18 protein-coding genes are annotated in these 18161 nt (G+C 60.3%); 9 read left to right on the top strand and 9 right to left on the bottom strand.

Going from position 1 to position 18161, the window contains the following annotated elements; genetic code table 11:
- Window positions 1-27: 27 nt before the first annotated feature.
- Window positions 28-1251: an ABC transporter substrate-binding protein gene (locus EX00_RS21365; RefSeq protein ID WP_052210849.1), complete on the bottom strand. Its 1224-nt coding sequence runs from the start codon at window positions 1249-1251 to the stop codon at window positions 28-30.
- Window positions 1252-1526: 275 nt separating this feature from the next.
- Here EX00_RS21365 and EX00_RS21370 point away from each other — a divergent pair, with 275 nt between their 5' ends.
- The gene (locus tag EX00_RS21370; protein ID WP_234709074.1) at window positions 1527-2552 is read left to right on the top strand and encodes a LacI family DNA-binding transcriptional regulator; all 1026 of its coding nucleotides are present in this window, start codon (window positions 1527-1529) and stop codon (window positions 2550-2552) included.
- A gap of 302 nt (window positions 2553-2854) precedes the next feature.
- Window positions 2855-3613 (top strand): alpha/beta fold hydrolase, encoded by a 759-nt coding sequence (locus EX00_RS30840; protein WP_080761293.1) that lies wholly within the window; start codon window positions 2855-2857, stop codon window positions 3611-3613.
- Between the two features lie 10 nt (window positions 3614-3623).
- Here EX00_RS30840 and EX00_RS21385 read toward each other — a convergent pair whose 3' ends face one another.
- The 6 genes from EX00_RS21385 to EX00_RS21410 all read right to left on the bottom strand — a co-directional run bounded on the left by EX00_RS21385 (window position 3624) and on the right by EX00_RS21410 (window position 8577).
- Window positions 3624-4349, bottom strand: coding sequence for a GntR family transcriptional regulator (locus EX00_RS21385; RefSeq protein ID WP_080761294.1), 726 nt, complete (start codon window positions 4347-4349; stop codon window positions 3624-3626).
- Between the two features lie 98 nt (window positions 4350-4447).
- Window positions 4448-5209, bottom strand: a complete 762-nt coding sequence (locus EX00_RS21390; RefSeq protein ID WP_047462427.1) for a class II aldolase/adducin family protein — start codon at window positions 5207-5209, stop codon at window positions 4448-4450.
- Window positions 5210-5211: 2 nt separating this feature from the next.
- Complete coding sequence (locus EX00_RS21395) at window positions 5212-5955, bottom strand: ABC transporter permease (RefSeq protein WP_047462431.1); 744 nt, start codon at window positions 5953-5955, stop codon at window positions 5212-5214.
- Window positions 5952-6701, bottom strand: coding sequence for an ABC transporter permease (locus EX00_RS21400; protein ID WP_047462434.1), 750 nt, complete (start codon window positions 6699-6701; stop codon window positions 5952-5954). Before EX00_RS21400 ends, EX00_RS21395 begins: the two co-directional genes overlap by 4 nt.
- The gene (locus tag EX00_RS21405; protein WP_202903746.1) at window positions 6698-7540 is read right to left on the bottom strand and encodes an ABC transporter ATP-binding protein; all 843 of its coding nucleotides are present in this window, start codon (window positions 7538-7540) and stop codon (window positions 6698-6700) included. The genes EX00_RS21400 and EX00_RS21405 overlap by 4 nt, the downstream gene beginning before the upstream one ends.
- A 26-nt stretch (window positions 7541-7566) precedes the next feature.
- A complete protein-coding gene (locus EX00_RS21410; protein ID WP_047462437.1) occupies window positions 7567-8577 on the bottom strand; it encodes an ABC transporter substrate-binding protein in 1011 nt (336 codons plus the stop codon).
- 224 nt (window positions 8578-8801) lie between these two features.
- Between EX00_RS21410 and EX00_RS21415 the strand changes: the two genes are divergently transcribed.
- The 6 genes from EX00_RS21415 (at window position 8802) to EX00_RS21440 (ending at window position 15596) form a co-directional block, all read left to right on the top strand.
- On the top strand, window positions 8802-10202 hold the full coding sequence (locus EX00_RS21415; RefSeq protein ID WP_047462439.1) for an amidase: 1401 nt from the start codon (window positions 8802-8804) through the stop codon (window positions 10200-10202).
- Between the two features lie 21 nt (window positions 10203-10223).
- Complete coding sequence (locus tag EX00_RS21420) at window positions 10224-11195, top strand: cupin domain-containing protein (RefSeq protein WP_047462442.1); 972 nt, start codon at window positions 10224-10226, stop codon at window positions 11193-11195.
- Entirely contained in the window at window positions 11192-12487 is a 1296-nt protein-coding gene (locus EX00_RS21425) for an LLM class flavin-dependent oxidoreductase (protein ID WP_047462444.1), read from the top strand. The genes EX00_RS21420 and EX00_RS21425 overlap by 4 nt, the downstream gene beginning before the upstream one ends.
- 80 nt (window positions 12488-12567) lie before the next feature.
- Window positions 12568-13353, top strand: a complete 786-nt coding sequence (locus EX00_RS21430; protein ID WP_047462447.1) for an SDR family oxidoreductase — start codon at window positions 12568-12570, stop codon at window positions 13351-13353.
- Between the two features lie 10 nt (window positions 13354-13363).
- Window positions 13364-14077: a maleate cis-trans isomerase family protein gene (locus tag EX00_RS21435; protein WP_052210854.1), complete on the top strand. Its 714-nt coding sequence runs from the start codon at window positions 13364-13366 to the stop codon at window positions 14075-14077.
- A gap of 505 nt (window positions 14078-14582) precedes the next feature.
- Window positions 14583-15596 carry a LacI family DNA-binding transcriptional regulator gene (locus EX00_RS21440; protein ID WP_080761295.1) on the top strand — a complete coding sequence of 338 codons (1014 nt, stop codon included), beginning with the start codon at window positions 14583-14585 and terminating at the stop codon, window positions 15594-15596.
- On the opposite strand, the gene EX00_RS21445 is transcribed toward EX00_RS21440, so the two are convergent.
- On the bottom strand, window positions 15586-16722 hold the full coding sequence (locus tag EX00_RS21445; RefSeq protein WP_234709075.1) for an MFS transporter: 1137 nt from the start codon (window positions 16720-16722) through the stop codon (window positions 15586-15588). The two genes, EX00_RS21440 and EX00_RS21445, sit on opposite strands and share 11 nt — an antisense overlap.
- Window positions 16723-17264: 542 nt before the next feature.
- Entirely contained in the window at window positions 17265-17639 is a 375-nt protein-coding gene (locus tag EX00_RS21450) for a VOC family protein (RefSeq protein WP_047462456.1), read from the bottom strand.
- A gap of 176 nt (window positions 17640-17815) precedes the next feature.
- On the opposite strand from EX00_RS21450, the gene EX00_RS31530 reads away from it, so the two are divergent.
- On the top strand, window positions 17816-18145 hold the full coding sequence (locus EX00_RS31530; protein ID WP_155294108.1) for a hypothetical protein: 330 nt from the start codon (window positions 17816-17818) through the stop codon (window positions 18143-18145).
- Window positions 18146-18161 lie beyond the last annotated feature (16 nt).

The raw sequence follows: 18161 nt of genomic DNA on the forward strand, positions 1-18161 counted from the left end.
AACCCGCCGGCATGAACCGGCCGCGGTCTAGTTCGTGGACTGGAACGTCTTGAGCATCGCATCGATCAGACTATCCGGCCCTGCTGCTTCATCACTCCAATATTGCGAGATGACGTTCTGCATGCCCTTCCGACGGTCGGCGGAGAGAATGTAGGGATGGGCAGGAAGGCGCTTGGCCGGGTCCTGGAGCACGGCCATGGCCTTTTGAGTGCACTCATCCATCTGGCTCACATCGGCGTCCAGGATGCTCGGCATCGAACCCTTGGCTTCATTGAAAGCCACCTGGGTCGCCTGATCGAGCATCACTGAGGCGAGGAGGATCTGACCAGGCCGCTGTGACTCTTTTTTCGGGAAGACGAAGGCATCGCCCGACAGGATCACCGCGTCGTTCTGCGGTCCAAGCATGCAGCCGTAGTCCACACCCGCCTTCTGCCCCGCCGCCGAGAACTCGCCCTTGGCCCAATCGCCCATCACCATCATAGCGGCTCGACCCGTGGCGACCATGTTGACCGCGACGTTCCACTGACGCCCGGGGCTGCCTTCGTCGTCATAATGTCTCAGGCGCCCGAAAATTTCCGCCGCCTTTTTGAAGCCGTCTGACTTGATCGCGGTCTCGTAATCATCTGTCTGTAACTGCCGGTAGACATCCGGCGCTACACCAGCCAGAACCTTGTTGAAGAGGATCGCCAACTGCCAGTCCTGGCCGCCGACGGCCAGAGGAATGACGCCCGCCGCCTTGATCTTGTCCATTGCGGCGAAAAGTTCGTCATAGGTCTTGGGTTCTTCGATGCCTACCTTCTTGAAGACCGCCTTCGAATACCACAACCAGACTTCAGATTGCGCGTTGATCGGCACGGCATAGACGTGGCCATCGCGGGTGATCGCGTTCCAGACGAAATCGGGGAGCCGCTCTTTCCACTTCTGCTCGGCAGCAACGGAATCAATGTCAGAAAGCAAACCCGCTTTGTAGAGTTCGTCCAGATCGCTGCCTGTAGCGAACTTTGCGGCACCCATGGGATCCCCCGCGACAATGCGCGTCACCGCCGGGGCAATCGAATCGCCCGGAACGGCGTCGTCGATCCAAGTCCCGCCCTTGGCCTCGAAAGCCGATGCGATGGCATTCAGGGCGACCGACTCACCGCCCGACACCCAATTGGTATAGACCTCGACACTCAGGTCCTGCGCCTGCGCCGACGTCGTCAGCAACAGCGCGACCAGACCGCCGAAAGCAGCATTCTTGCCGTGAAACATTCCGTTTTCCTCCTCCAAGGTTGCAAGACTTCCGCGATCTACCTCCTGGCGACGGCGGTAAGGCAATTGACGCCAACCTCTTCTCAACAACCTCCTGGCGCGCCACTCCTCAATGGGACGCCATTGGTTTTCATCAGATGTAGTAAGGTTACGTCATTTTTGCGTAGTAACGCTACTACATTACCTTTGCAAGTGATTTATTGTGCTGTATGCCCATCTGAGAGGCTGACATGCCGGGACGGAGAACTCATTTGACGCGGCAGCGGAAATCGACTTTGGCGGATATCGCTGCAAAGACCGGATACGGCACCAATACCGTTTCCCTGGCCTTGCGCGGCAGCACGCGGATATCCCAGGCGGCCCGCGACACGATCATCAAGGCGGCCGAGGCGCTGGACTATGTTCCGAACAATTCGGCCAAGTCGCTCGTCCTGAAACGCAGCAACACGGTGGGCATGTTGGTCGAGTATCTGACCAACCCTCAGCCGACGGCGGTTGCCACCGCCTTGCAGCGGGAAATGTCGGATCGCGGCTATAGCGTGCTCTTTGCAAGCAGCAGCACGCCGCAACAGGAAACCGCCGCGATCGAGATGTTTCGGCGGCACATGGTCGACGGACTGCTGATCTATCCGGTGGACCATACCAAACTTAGCCATTTGCACCGGCTGCGAGAGCGGAATTTCCCGATCGTCATGCTGGTCGGTGCCCGGGACACGGGGCTGGATGCCGTCGGCGTCGATGAATTTCAGGCCTCTTACGACGCAACGACCCACCTGATCGCGCTTGGCCATACAAGGATTGGCGCGCTTGGGCCAATCAACGAGAAACCGCTAAAAATAGCGGGTTTCCGGCATGCGCATCATGTGCATGGCCTTCCTCTCGACGACCGCCAGATCTACGAACCTAACGGCTTCAGCATCGCGGCAGGATATGAAGGGATGGCTGTGTTGGCCGAGCGCAATCTCGGGCTGACGGCCCTGTTTGGGACATCCGATATGTTCGCGCTTGGGGCCATGCATTGGGCGAAAGTCAATGGCGTGTCCGTTCCCGAAGAGCTGTCCATCGTGGGCTATGACAACATCGAGTTCGGGGAGTTCTCCAACACGACCCTCACCAGCGTCCGCAACGACGGCGCGACACTGGCCAAGGCAGCTGTCGAACGCCTGGTCGCGCTCATGGAGACGGATGCGCCCCTGCCCCCTCCAACCTTGACCCTCCTGCCGGGCGAACTCGTTATCCGCGAGAGCTCGTCTCGTCCGGGGCAACGCGGTTGGGTGTCGCGGCCCGCAGGGGAGCCATGAGATCGGGCGAATGCGGGTTGGATATGACCAGGGGACTGCCATCATCTCCGGAATTCTCGTCCTCGGCCGTTTCGACACCTCACCTGCACAGTTCGGCTGCGCTAACCGAACTCCGCCCATGCTGGTCTTGATGGGCTTCGAACCGCCGACCGGTCATTTCGGATTCCAGTTTAGGCTTTATGTGCCTTCAGAGAACAAGCAATGAGCAGGCTAGAAATTATAGTGTAAAAAGATATCGGATCCCGTGCCAATAGGGACGTCGGGTAGCCTGTTTCTATCGATGCAAGTGGGGTCGCTGCTGGATGCCCATTCACAATTTCAAAGTGCATGGAGAAAATGGACCGTTTCTATTCCTGCTTCATGGCTGGTGCTGTAGTGACGTCTTTTGGCGCTTCCAAATATCGCAGTTGGCCAGCCGTTTCCGGGTCGTGACGCTTGATCTGGAAGGTCACGGTCTTTCGGCGCCTCCGGTAGAGACGCGGCAGATCGGTATCGCCAGGTTTGCGGAAAACGTTGTCGACGTGGCCGACGTGCTCGATGCGAGGGAGCTGACCCTGATGGGCCATTCCATGGGCGGTCCCGTCGCAATAGAGGCAGGCCTGCTTCTTGCCGGACGATGCAAGTTCGTCCTCGGCGTCGACACTTTCACCGATGCGGCATTTTACCAGCGCCGTCCCGCCGACGAGATCGAGTTGCGGGTTCAGAAGTTCGAAATGCATTTCGAAGCCACGATGGCAAAAATGGTGCGCAACATCACGGCACCTGCAACGGATCCGGTCATCGTCTCCGACATCATTCGCATCATGACGCAATGCGACAGAAACGTCGCGCTGACGGCTTTGAGATCCTTGCTGGAATGGGACATAGAAACGCGCTGGCCGCTTCTGGATGTCCCGGTCGCCACAGTCAACTCTGCCATGCTTCGCAGCAGCACCGAACTCGATCTGGCCGGTCTCGATCTGCACATCATGAATGACGTAGGCCACTTTCCGATGCTCGAAAGCCCGGCGGCCTTCAATTCGATCGCAATGACCATTCTGGAAAAACATGGCGTCGGCTGACGGACCCTCTTCAGCCTTCCTGAACAAAGGCGGCCGGCAAGGCCGCGATAAAATCCACCATATCATCGCCAAGGAGACTGACATGCTCGCTGGCGGCCTTGAAGGCAGTCTCGGCGTCGGCACGCTCGATAGCGTCGAGGATGCGCTCATGTTCGCCGATCGTCGCGGCCATGCGGCCCGGCTGATAGGTGACGTAGCGACGATAGGCGGCCACGCGGCGGCGTAGCGCCCGGGTCTGGCCCGCCAGAAAATGCGTATGCGCCGCATCGTACAGCAGTTCATGGAACTCGGAATTGATGACGTAGAAATTGTCCGGATCGCCAGCCGAAAGCGCATTGATCAGCCTTGCATGGATCTCGCGCAGCGCCGCCCTCTCGGGGACCGTCGCCCGGCGCGCCGCCAGCTTGGCGCACAAGCCTTCGAGCACTGCCATCATCTGGAACATTTCCAGGAGGATCGGGATCGAAATGATTGCAACCGTGATGCCCTGCCGTCCGCGTATGTCGACGAGGCCGGTCGCGCTCAATGCTTTCAGCGCCTCCCTGACCGGCGTCCGCGAGACCTTGAAACGGGCCGCGAGCTCCACTTCGTCAAGGCGTTCGCCGGGCTTGAGCGTACCGCTGACGATCATTTCCTCCAGACGATTGCGCAACTCGTCGGAAAGCGTCCCGCCACCCGCGCGCACGTCGCCATTATCGGACGCCAATAGAACCGATCCGGTCTCCTGCCCCGTCATGCCACTTTTCCCGTCTTTAGAATGAGATCTCTTGCGCTACGGGTGCATATCCGTAGCGGTTCCCGCCGACTCTACTTCGCATAGATAAGCAGATCATATCAATCGCGATAGGATGGATCGATCCGGTCGAGCAGCCGGATGAATGCGGGCCACTCCCGGGAACCGGGAGCGAGAATGTCGCCATGGTGATCGTGGAATTGCCTGGCCGCCTTATCGCTGACCTCTGCCTCAGGCAGGGCAAGGCGAGACCCGGCACTTGCAGCACTCTGCGCCATCAGTTGCACGCGAGCCGCCTTCTCAAAATAATACATGAGGATAAAGGCCTCGGGGATGGTTCTCCCCACCGTCAAGACGCCGTGATTGCGCAGCACCAGCACGTTATGCGGGCCGATATCGTCGATTAGACGCTGCCGTTCGTCGGTGTCGATGGCGACACCTTCATAATCATGCAGGCCCATATGCCCCATGTAGCGCATCGCGAATTGGCTGACCGGCAGCAGGCCCTCTTCCAGCGCCGAAATGGCGGTCGCCGCTTCTGAATGAGTATGAAGCACACAGATCGCATCCTCGCGGCCCGAATGGATCGCGCTATGGATGACAAAGCCGGCCCGGTTCACCGGATGATCGCTTTTGCCGATCTTGTTTCCATCCAGATCTATCTTGACGAAGCAGGAGGCATTGATTTCCGAAAACAGCAATCCGTAGGGATTGATCAGGAAATGATGCTCCGGGCCTGGCAGCCGCACCGAGATGTGGTTGTAGATCAGATCGTCCATGCCGAAATGCGCGATAAGGCGATAGCAGGCGGCTAGCTGGACGCGAAGCTCCGCTTCGGATAGCGGCAGGGAAGTCGATGCCATGGTCATTTCCACCATATTAGCTTGCGGTCGATTGCGACGAGGACGCCATAAAGGATTAGGCTACCCAGCGACGCGGCGAAAACGGCGGCCCATACGGTGACATAGTCGATCTGAGCCGTTGATTGATAGATCAGCTGCCCGATGCCGGCATAGGCTCCGAGCATTTCAGTGACGATCACAGCGATGGTGCTGCGGGCAAGCCCGATGCGCAGGCCGGTGACCAAATGCGGCATCGCCGCCGGTAGCCGCAACCGCCAGAGGATGCCGAACGGCCCCGCCCCGAAGCTGCGCAACAGATCGACAGCCGCCGTCTCGGGACGCTTCAGGCCCGCCAACGCATTGAGCAGAACCGCGAAACTGACCGCAAGCCCTGCCATCGCGACTTTCGAGGCCATGCCCAGCCCAAACCAGATCAATGCCAGCGGCACAAAGGCGACCGCCGGCACGGAATTGATGGCGATCACCAGCGGCAGCAGGCTGAGTTCGAGCGGCGGAAGCAGGATCATTACAATCGCCAGCCCCAACCCGATTGCCGCACCGATGGCGAAACCGAGCAATGCCTCAAGGAGGGTTACGAACAACGCATCGCCAATGAGGTGAGCCTTCTCGACACCGCCCATGACGATATCGAGCGGACGGGGCAGGATATAGGCCGGCAAATCAAGAAGCGAAGCGCCGAACTGCCAGGCGAGAAGCAGTCCGACAAGCGCGATGAAGACCGGGGCGAGGCTATTGAATTTGGTCATTCAGGACGCCACCAGATGAATTTCCGTTCCAGCAATGCAAGCACGCCATAGAGCGCCGTACCGAGCACACCACTGGCAATGATCAGTACCCACATGCGTGGCACCTGCTCGAAATAAAGCGATTGCAGCAGCATGACGCCGAGGCCGACCGTATCACCGAACCATTCGCCAACAATCGCTCCTGCAAGACCGAGGGACACGCCGAGTTTGAGCCCGACCATAATGGTCGGTAGCGCCGTCGGCAGCGCCAGCTTGAGGAATTGCTGCGTCTGTGTCGCTCCGAAGCTGCGCATGAGAGCCACCCGCTGCGGGTCAACGGATTGCAGGCCGCGCAGGGTATTGACGGCCACGGGGAAGAAGGACAAGTAAAGCGCGATCGCGATCTTCGACAGGATGGTGTTACCGAACCAGATCACGACAATCGCCCCGAATGCGATGACGGGAACCGTCTGCAACGCAACGAAGATGGGGAAGAAGGCGCGTTCAGCGATCCGGACATAGGCAAAGACAATACCGAAGATGATGCCGAGCGTGGCACCGAGCATGAAACCGATCAAGGTCTCCAAAAATGTGCGCGCGAAGCCTGAAACCAGATCGGGCCAGATCGAAATCCCATCGGCAACGACATCCTGCAATGCCGGCAAATAACGCGGCTCGATCCTGAACATCGGGACGGCGATCAGCCAGATGCCCATGGTTATCAAAACCGCGGTCAGCGGAGAGCTTGCGACAACCCGGACCTTCATGGCGCTACCGCCGTTGCAAAGCTCTTCATGCTTTCCTCCTCGACCACCGCGAGCAGCTTCCGTTTGATCTCCATGAACTCCGGATCGGTGAGGATGGAGGCATCACGCGGGCGCGGCAAATCGACCTTCACCTCGCAACGGACCGTGCCTGGTCGTGCCGTCATGACCACGACCTTATCGCCAAGAAAAATCGCTTCGTCGATATCATGGGTGATGAACAGAACCGTGCGCCGGTGGCGAGCCCATATGTCCAGCAGCCAGCGTTGCATCATGCTGCGCGTCAAGGCATCGAGCGCCCCGAACGGTTCGTCGAGCAGGATCAGATCGCGCTCGAACAGGAATGTACGCATCAGGGCCACCCGCTGGCGCATACCGCCGGATAGCTGATGCGGATAGTGTTTTTCAAAGCCCTGCAATCCGAAATCGGGGAACAACGCTTCAGCCTTTTGTCGCGCAGCCTTGCGTGACATGCCCTCGACCTCCAGCGCGATCGTGGCATTGTCGAGCACGGTGCGCCAGGGAAACAGCAGGTCTCGTTGCGGCATGAAGGAAATCTTGCCGAGCAACGCACCGTCCATCTGCGGCCGGCCCGCCAGCAGGATCGATCCATCCGGATCCGGCGGCAAAAGGCCCGCAATCATGTTGAAGAGCGTGGACTTGCCGCAACCGGACGGACCGATCAGCGTGACGAACTCGCCCGGCGCGATGGAAAGATCGACATTGCGAACGGCAACGGTTTGCCGTTCGCCCTCCCCGAAGCGTTTCCAGACGTTGACGAGTTGCAGTTGCGCGGGACGATGGAGTGCTTCCGGCTGGCTTTGCATCATCGGTTGATCCATCGTCCCGTTTTCCATTTTATGCGCGTTCAGAGCTTCTTGTCCGCCGCCGGGACCTTGTCCCAGAAGGACGTATCGAAGGCGGACTTCAGGTCCACCTTGGCCTTGAGCGCCTTGTACTCGAGAAGGCTGTCCTGCACGGCGCCGATGGAGGCCAGATCGATGGCACCGAGACCTTCGGTCTTGCCGAGCTTGGCTGTCATCACATGTTCAATCTCGTCCAGCATTAGTTCCTGATGTTTACGCTCAAGACCTGAACCGGCGGCAAGCACGATATCCACCGCTTCGGCCTTGTGTTCGAAGGAGTATTTCCAGCCCTTCAACGTCGCGGCCAGAAACGCCTGCACGAGCTCCGGCTTTTCCTTGATCACCTTTTCCGAGGTGACGATGGCATCCTGTTGCGTCGTCACACCGGAATCGTCGGGGAGGAACAGGCGGATGTCATTGATGCCCTGCTCCTTCAGCGTGTTGAGTTCATTGTAAAGCGTCACCGTCGCCACATCATACTGATGGTCGATAAATGGCTGCATCGAGAAGGGTTGGGAGACGATCTGCACGTCATCCTTGGCGATCCCCTCATGCGCGAGCACCGAGAAAAGCGTAAATTGCGGGCCGGTAAACCAGGTGGCGACCTTCTTGCCCTTGAAGTCCTTGACCGATTTGATGCCGGTGCCATTGTAGGTGACGTAGGCAAACGGCGTCATCTGCTGCGACATGCCGATGCAGACAAGCGGCAATCCGTTTTCGCGCGCATAGAGCATGCCCTCCGTCCCGCTGGCGATGCCAAACGTATCGGCGCCGGAGGCGACGAGAGATTCGACATTGATGTTCGGACCGCCCGGATTGATCGTCGCCTCGATACCGGCCTCCTTGTAGAAGCCCTTGGCCTTGGCGACATAAATGCCGGCAAACTGCGCCTGGGCCACCCATTTGAGGCGGATCGACACCGCCTCGGCCGCCGAGGCCTGCGTTATGGAAACCACCCCGGCAAAGACGGCAACCGCCGCTGCAAGCAAGCTACTTCTTAAAGATGCCCTCATGATCGCTCTCCGTTTCAGTATGCAGAAATGTAAAAGCAATATACATGCCAACTCAGAATCAAGGATTTTATACCGGATCGAGGCCGGAAACCCAGAGGCCACCTACGCCACAATGGCGATTCAGCCTGAAATCTACCCAAAACTGCCTAATATTTTTGCGTTGATTATTTTTAAAGCTTCTTTATGTATAACGAGAATGATATCCGCCTGCGGAGATGGGCTAGATGACGGAAGACAGATTGTGGGCCGAAAGCTTTACCGCCTTGTCGGACCGTATCCGCAGCGGCGCCCTCTCCCCTGTTACGCTCACCGAATTGATGCTCGAGCGCATCGCAGCCCATGATGGCACTCTTCATTCCTATGTCACCGTCGCTCCTGAAACGGCGATGACGATGGCGGAAAAGGCCCATGCCGAGATCAAGGCCGGACATTGGCGCGGCGCGCTGCACGGCATCCCCATGGCCGTGAAGGATGTCTTCTACACGACCGACATCAAGACAGGTCTCGGCAGCTCGATATATAACGACTGGCAGCCGCCTCATGAATCGACCGCCACGACCAGGCTGCGGACTGCGGGCGCCGTGATGCTCGGCAAGCTGACGGCGACCGAAGGCGTCTATGCCGATCACCACCCGACAATCGCGCCGCCCATCAACCCCTTCGGCGCCGCGCACTGGACCGGAACCTCTTCGAGCGGATCCGGCGTTGCCGTTACCGCCGGGCTTGCCTACGCAACGCTTGGCACGGACACCGGCGGATCGATCCGCCTGCCATCAGCCTGCTGCGGGCTCGTCGGCATCAAGCCGACCTGGAGCCGGGTGAGCCGTCATGGCGTCTTCCCTCTCGCGGAATCCCTCGATCATGTCGGCCCGATGGCGCGAACGGCCAAGGACGCCGCCGCCATTCTGGCGGTTATCGCAGGGCCTGATCCCGCCGACCCCACGGCCGCACCGGTCGATGTGCCCGACTACCTTGCCGACATCGATGGCGGCGTGGCCGGCATCACGATTGGCGTCGACTGGGCCTTTCTTCGCCGGATTGCCACGGAGGAAATTCTCCATTCGATTGAGGCTGTTGCGACGACCATGAGCACACTCGGCGCCCGTATCGTCGACGTCACCTTTCCCGAATCCGAGGCCATCCTGCGCGGCTGGGCGGTGCAATGCGCGGTCGAGGCAGCCATTGCCCATCGCGAAACATATCCGGCGCGCAGAGAGGAATATGGCGAGCGACTGGCAGCTCTTCTGGAGCGCGGCGGCAATTTCAGCGGCTTGGCGATGGCCGAAGCCCTCCATGACCGCCGTATATTCAACGGGCGGATCGCAACCATGTTTACCGCAATCGATATGCTGCTCGTGCCCGGCCTGCCAATCGCCGGTCCGACGCTCGACCATATGGCGTCGCTGGGCGAGGACCCTGAAGCGATCCTCGCCATCGGCCCGTTCACAGCCCCTTTCGACGTCTGCGGCTACCCCACGATCACGGTTCCCTGCGGCGCCAGCACGGCCGGCATCCCGATTGCCTTCCAGTTTGTCGGCAAGCCATTTGACGAAGCGCTGCTCTGTCGTTCGGCACATGCCTATCAGGGCGTGACCCAATGGCATTTGCGGCGTCCGGCACTCTGAGGCGCGAACGAGGACAAGACCATGACGAACAGCCTGGACACCGCGCCGAAGATCGACATGGCCTCGATGCCGGTACAGCATCCCTCCGCCACAGCGGAACCGGTTGCCGCCCGGGCGCGCTTCTTCAATTCCGGCAACGCCTTCAACGTCAAGCTACCGGCAGTGCCGGCATCCACCTTCCGCGAGGAGGCAGCGCTGGCCCTTGCGGCAACGACGACGACGTTGTTTGCCTGCGATCAGTCGGCAGCAATTGCCGCACCCTTTGCCGCCACGACACCCTTGATGCTCGCGCGCTATGCGGCAATCGCACCAGGGGGCACTCTTCCCACAGATTTCGCCGCCAGCGGTGTCATCTGGTATGTCATCCGGGGTTCGGGCTCTACCAAAACCGGGACCGAGATTTTCGACTGGGCCACCGGCGATGTATTCCTGACACCTGGCGGACCGGATACATCGCTTGCCGCGGGTTCGGATGGCGCCGTCTTGTGGCTGGTCAGCAACGAGCCGCAACTGGCCTTCGAGCACCTGGTTCCGCCGATTGCCGCAGCGGCGGCCATCGAAGCTGTTCATTATCCCGCAGCGGAAATCGCACGACAATTGCGATGCGTCGTGGAGGCCGGGCAGAGCGACACGACCTCCGGCATAGCGCTGATTTTCTCGTCCCTGCGACAGGAAGCCAGCCGCAATATCATGCCGTCGTTGACATTGTCGCTCAACACGGTCCCGCCTGGCGAGCATCAGCGCCTGCACCGGCATAATTCCGCGGCCATTACCCTCATCCTCCAGGGAGAGAACGCCTATTCGATGGTCGGCGGCCTGCGCTGCGACTGGTCGCCGTTTGCAACGCTGGTAACGCCGGCGACCGAGCCGCATTCGCATCACAACGAGGGCGATGAGCGGGCGATGTTCCTGATCGTGCAGGATGGCGGCCTTCATTACCATGCCCGAACGATGGGCTTCTCCTTCCTCGAAGCAACAGGCAACGGCTCATGACGACACGACAGATGCATCTGGGCCTGTTCATCCTGGGAACGGGCAGCCATGTCGCGGGCTGGCGCTATCCAGGCGCCTTCGACAGCTTTCAGGACATGAAATCCATTCAGGCCATTGCCGCCTCGGCGGAGCGTGGCAAGTTCGATCTGATCTTCATGGGTGATAATCTCTATGCGGATCCTGGTGCCCATCCGTCCTACACTGCCAGGCTGGAACCGCTTACCATGCTGGCCGCGCTTGCCATGACGACAAGCCATATCGGCCTCGGCGCCACCGCCTCCACCACCTATAGCGACCCATTCAGCACCGCGCGGGCATTTGCCTCGCTCGATCATATCAGCGGCGGCAGGGCGGCCTGGAATGCGGTCACCACCGCCAATGCCGCCTCCGGAGCAAATTTCGGCCGTGAGCATCCCGATCACAGCCAACGCTATGCGATCGCCGGAGAGTTCATCGATGTCGTCAAGGGTCTTTGGGACTGCTGGGACGATGACGCCATCGTCGCCGACCGCTCAAGCGGTGTCTACATAGACCCGGCCAAGGTCCGGTCGCTGGATCACGCGGGTGCGTTCTTCTCCGTCAAGGGGCCATTGAACATCGGCCGTTCACCACAGGGCCAGCCGGTCGTTCTGCAGGCGGGCGGCTCCGCTCCCGGCCAGAAGCTTGCGGCTCGCACGGCGGACGTCGTCTTCTCCGTGGTGCAGGACATCTCCGAGGCACAACGACAATATGCCGACTTCAAGGCGCTTTTGCCGGAATTCGGCCGCAAGCCGGACGAGGTGACATTGCTCCCGGGCGTCATGCCGGTCGTCGGCCGCACGGACCGAGAAGCCTTCGACAAGTTGAAAACACTGCAAGGCTTCATCTCCTCGACCAATGCCATGGCGCTGCTTTCAGACCGATTTGGCGTCGATATGAGCCAGTATGATCTCGACGGCGCTGTTCCGGACATTGCACTCCCCGACAGCTACCATTCATTTGCAAGCGTCATGCTGTCCAAGGCCCGCCGGGACAATATGACCTTGCGCGACGTCTATAATCTGATGGCCGCGGCCCGTGGTCATTGGGTTCTTTGCGGTTCCGCCGAACATATTGCCGATACGTTGCAGCAATGGTTCGAAAGCCGCGCCGCCGACGGCTTCAACATCATGCCTCCCTATTTCCCCGAGGGTCTGGACGACTTCGTCGATCTGGTCGTCCCGATCGTGCAGGAGCGCGGTCTGTTTCGCGCCGACTACACCGGCTCGACATTGCGGGACCATCTCGGCCTCGAACGAGCCGCGAAGCGCTAGACCATGTCAGCAAGGCCTCGGGCACCCATCACCGCCGCGGCGATCGCGGCCCTCTCACAAGATTTTCACAGGAGCCCACAATGGATTTGCGGTTAAACGGGAAGACCGTTCTGATCACCGGCGCGTCGCAAGGCATAGGCGCGGGCCTTGCCAAGGCATTCGCTGAGGAAGGATGCGCGGTGCGATTGACGGCACGCAATATCGGCAATCTGGAAGCCGTCAAAGCCGGCATCATCGAAGCCATTCCCGATGCGGTCGTCGATCTCTTTCCCGAAGACCTGACGATACCCGGCGCCGCGGAACGCCTGGTCGCGGCCGTCGGCGATATCGATATCCTCGTCAACAATGCCGGCGTCATTCCATCCGGCTCGCTGTTCGACGTCGATGAAGCAAAATGGCGCGAAGGCTGGGAGCTGAAAATCTACGGTTATATCAATCTCTGCCGGCTCTATTATCCCCGCATGAAGGCTGCCGGCGGCGGCGTGATCATCAACAATATCGGCAATGGCGGCGAGATCGCGGATCCCCGCTATATCGCCGGCGCGATGGGCAATGCCAGCCTCATGGCCTTTACCCGGGCGCTCGGCGGATCGAGCCTTGACGACAACATCCGCGTGGTCGGCGTCAATCCCGGCCCGGTCGACACCGACCGGATCTACAACATGCTGAAAAAGCGGGCTCGGGACGTACTGGGCGACGAAACCCGCTTTGGAGAGCTGGCCCTCACCTATCCATTGGGTCGTCCCGCTCACATCCATGAGGTCACGGATCTGATCGTGTTCCTCGCCTCCTTCCGCTCCGGCTACACGACCGGCACGATCATGACGGTCGATGGCGGGATCGCTTCCCGTCGCTCGATTGTCTGAGGTTGGCGCGATGACCGTGCGACACCCCAAGCGGCTGGGCATGCTGGCGCCCTCCTCCAACACGGTGCTGGAACCGGAGACGGCAAAGCTCTTGCCGACCGATGGTTCCGTGACGTCGCATGTCTCACGTCTTCGGGTGGTCCAAATCTCCGACGATGCGTCCTCGCTCCAACAGTTTGAGATCGAACCAGTCCTCGCCGCAGCGGATCTTCTGGCCGATGCCGCCGTCGATCTCATTCTTTGGAATGGAACGGCGGCAAGCTGGCTCGGCTTCGATCGCGACCGGCAATGGGTCGAGGCCATCGAGGCGCGAACCGGCATTCGCACGACAACGGCGGTCATCGCGATCAACGAGGCCTTGCAGCGGATTGGCGCGCGACGGATCGGGCTGGTGACGCCCTACGTCGAAGCCCTTGAAAGGCGCATCATCGCCAACTATTCCGGCATCGGTATCGATGTCGCAGCAGCCGTGCGCAACAACCTGACAGAAAATACGGCCTACGCAGCGATCAAGCCACGGGAAATCGCCAATATGGTGCGTGAGGTTGCTCTAACTCCTGTAGATGCGATCGTCATTCTTTGTACAAATCTAGCCGGCTCATCGATCGCCCCGGCACTTTCATTGGAACTTGGAGTTCCTGTCCTGGATTCTGTCCGCGTGGCCATCGAACACAGCCTCGTTTTCCTCGGCGAACGGCCACGGGTCGCTGAACCAGAAATCTGATCTAAAAAATCGGATTACTCTCTGGGACATGTCAGCGGCGATGCGATACTGACCGAATTCGTCCGCGGTCACTGTGAATCGGCTCTGAAGAATGACGCCGGTATGATCGCCACTTTCTCCAGAAAACGGAATAGATTTCAATTACCCAAGCCTCATCTCAGCGGGGTCATCCTTGGATGCTTTTTCACAGAATGACCGATTTGGGGCCGGGAGCGGTCTGTCCACTTTGAATACCCAAACTGCAGTACCGGCAATTCATCAAACGATCGGAGCAAGGCATCTCCCACCCCATCTGCGACATTGGGCGCTTCAGCGGTGACGATCCAAACACCGCCGCAAGCCGAATTGAAATCCCGGAATCGGACAGGAGCAGAATTGAAGCCGTTGATTCACAAGGCCACCTAACGGAATATGAGTACGGTGATCCCGGCCCAAAAGAGCTCGATCGAACAGCTGTTGTGACGCTGCCATAGCGTCATCCGGCGGGAGCGGCTATGAGTTGGTGATGACACGAAAAACTAACTCCGTACCCGGTATACGAGACGTCGCCAAAATGGCGGGCGTCTCGGTGGCCACGGCCTCCCGGGTCATCGCCAAGGCCGACTACCCGGTCGCCGCGGCGACCCGGGTGAGGGTGATCGAGGCCGCGGGCGCCCTCGGCTTCGTGCGCAACGCCATGGCGCGCGGCTTGTCGCGCTCGAGGTCCGAGAGCGTCGGCGTGATCGTTCCGGCGCTCCACGCCTATTACGCAGCCATGATCGAAGGGATAGACGAGGCGGCGACCCGCCAGGGTCTCACCATCCTGCTGGGCCTCAGCCGAGGCGACGAGGCAAAGCGCGAGCAACTGGTCACTGAGTTCCTTGAGCGCAGGGTCGACGGACTGCTGATCTGTGCCGGTGCCGACGACCACCTGCCGGGACGAACTCCGACTGAGATGCCGATCCCGACCGTCCTGATCGGACAGCAGGCGAACCCGGGCTTCCCGATCGTTGTGACGGACAATGTGGCTGCTGGCTACGAAGTGGCCGAACACCTTTGGAGCCTCGGCCACCGTGCCTTCGCGTACTTGGCACCGGACAAGGGGTGGCACGACTTTCGGGATCGCCAGGCCGGCGTTAGCGTGTTCCTCAAGCAAGCCGATGAAGCCTACAAGCTGGACGTGCTCGACGGCATCTACAGCGAGGCCGACGCGTTCTCGCGCATGGGCGAGGCACTCAAGGACGGCTTGGCAGCGACGGCTGTCATCGCGTCGACCGACCGCCACGCGCTGGGTGCGATGGCTGCGCTGACAGACGCGGGAAGACGGGTTCCGGACGCGGTGGCCGTGGTGGGGTTCGACAACTACCTGAGCAGCCAGTACCTGCGCCCGGCTCTCACTTCGATGCACATGCCGGCCGGTGAGATGGGCCGGCTTGGACTTGAGACGCTCGTCGCGGCGATTGGTGGCCATCAGGTTCCGATGCGTTCGGAGCTGCGCGCGACACTGGTCGCGCGGGGCTCGTCGGTGCCTAGTCCCTGATCATCCCCGCCTTGGCCATAGCCACAAGCCCGATGGCAGCGACCCCCGCGAAGACCGCGGGGAGGACGAAGACGTGCGGCAGGCCGACGGCAGCGACACCGAGGCCGCCGGCGGCACCGCCGAGCGCGGAGCTCAGCGCCGTGGAGCTCATGAAGATTGCCGACGCGGTCGCCACGGCCCCCGGCAGCAGGCGCTGGGCGACGATGATGCCGAGAACCATGAACACGCCCCAGACCCCGCCCATCAGGATCTGGCCCGCGAACATGCCCGCGGCGGAAGCCCAGAAGGCGAAGCACAGGTTGGCGCAGACGCCGAGCCCCGCGGCGAGCCACATCAGCCGGAGAGTGCCCACCTTGCGCGCAAGGACCACGCTGAACGGCATGATCATCAGCTCGATGAAGGGCTGAATGCCGATGACGGCCCCGCGCACAGCCGGGTCGAGTTTGAGGGTCTCCTCCATGTAAAGGAGGAGGAAGCCGTATTTGATCGGCTCCCCGGCGTAGACCAGGACGAACAGGCCGGTGAACGCGAGCAGGGGCACCATCTCCCGGCCGGGCGATCGCTGTCCGGGCGTGTCCTGGGTCGCCGGCTTGGAGGCAGGCGGGACTCTCAACGTGCCGAGAGGGATGATCTGTAGTAGCCAGCAGGCCGCTGTCACCCAGATCATGGCACGCAGCCCGTACTGGGCGGCCAGCCAAGCTCCGAGGACCGGGCCGACGATCCAGCCAGCGGTCAGGGCCATTCGGATTATGCCGACGACGCTCTCGTTGGCTTTCCCGTTATGACGGCTCAGCTCGTCGTGGACGGCAGTGAAGATCTGCGACGTCGCCGCGCCGGCCAAAGAGAGGATTACGGCGCTGATCACGAACGGCATCCACAGCACGTTCGAAAGCGCGATGGCGGCCCAGCCGAGAAAGCCGAGCAGTGCGCAGGCCCTGAACAGGCCGAGCCGGATGCCGGTGCGGTCGGAGTACCTGCCCACCATGTAACCCGCGATGGGGGCTGCGATGCTGGTAAGGTAGTATAGACTCGCAACGGGGAGCGGAGTGCCCAGCTCCCTAACAAGGAAAAGCACGATCTGCGGCGCTGCCGCCGAAGTTCCCAGGCCCGACAGGAACATCGCCATGGTAGCGCCTCGGAAGAGCCGCGACGCCAGAACGTCGCTCATGGCGGAGGATGGCCGGGCCCGAATTGAAGAATCCATGTTATGTCCCCTCGTGCACAGGGTGAACCCATCTCGACCCTCCTACCCTCTTAGAACAGAGCAGTGAAACAGTAAACGGTTACTGTCCGTGATTTGATGGATGTTTTGGTCGATCGTGGTCGACTCGAAACGGGATAGAAAGGGCGGACCGAGGATGATAACGGCTCCCTCAATACCGTTGATCGGGCGTTAAGCCAGCCATCCGCGAGTGCGTGACTGGCCAAACATCCGCTTGATGATTCTAGTGCCACCAGCGGACTAGCCGCTTCCCACCCCTTCATCAGCATTATGAGGGCGGAAACTGAACCGCTGCTTTCAGGTAAGTGTTAACGCGGTCCCAACGACCGAAATGAGGGCGCGAAGCAGCCGAGACGTTTGTCTGACTTCGGCCCAAAGCCGACATTCCTACGCTTACTCGCCCGAGCATCGATCACGCTGTCCACTACGCGCTGCTGACGCCGATCTCACTTCGTCGGCTGAGACCGTGCGGTGAGTTTATTTCCGTCCGGATCGCGAAGATAGGCAACGAAGGACCCGTTCGGACGCTCTACGGGCGGGCTCTCGATCGCTGTGCCACCATGCTTGGTACCGGCCTCATGCCAAGCTAGAACATGGTCTTGGCTTGCGGCGGCAATACCGATAGTCCCACCGTTGGCCGCGGTTGCCGGCTTGCCGTCGATCGGTTTCGTGATCATCAACCGACCGCCCTCGTGGGCATAGATCAGCCTGCCCCTTGCATCCATCTCGCCGGGCTTGCCTCCCAGTGCAGCGAACGTGGCGTCGTAGAAGGCTCTGGCCCGCTCCAAGTCGTTGCTGCCGATCATGACGTGGGTGAACATGCTTCATCTCCAGTAGGGCATGCAATGGGCCGCTTCTTGGTGTACCTAATCTTGGCCATTGGTCAGTCCCGAAATTCCGAATCAAAGAGTCACCTGTTTTCCGGACTTTTGCGACATCGCAGAGTAGGGTGTTTTGCGCCGGCCGCAATGTCCGGTGTCGGCGCGAAGCGGTCATAGTGGGCGAGATCGCCGAACGCCAACTTCGGGCCAACAGTTGCCGCACACAGGGCAGCTTCCGGTTCGCGTTAAGTTCGTTGAAAGGCTCGATGGATTTGCCGATCATCCGCGCTTGGGCGGAGCATCGCAAATACCCAAACGAGAGCGGCGCAGTCCCGGTCGCCATTGTCTGCGAATGCCGACCAGGCGAGAAGAAAATGGATCGCGCCTTCAATCGGCTGGTGCTTGGTTTTCAAGAACGACAAAACCTGCCCAATGTCGTATTTGGCTGGGCGCAGAATACCCACCTGTCGTGGCTTTGTCGAAAATCTGCGTCACCACCAAATTGAACCGAGCAATGAAGGA

This window comes from Martinezella rhizogenes (genome assembly GCF_000799715.1).
Lineage (GTDB): Bacteria > Pseudomonadota > Alphaproteobacteria > Rhizobiales > Rhizobiaceae > Rhizobium > Rhizobium rhizogenes_C.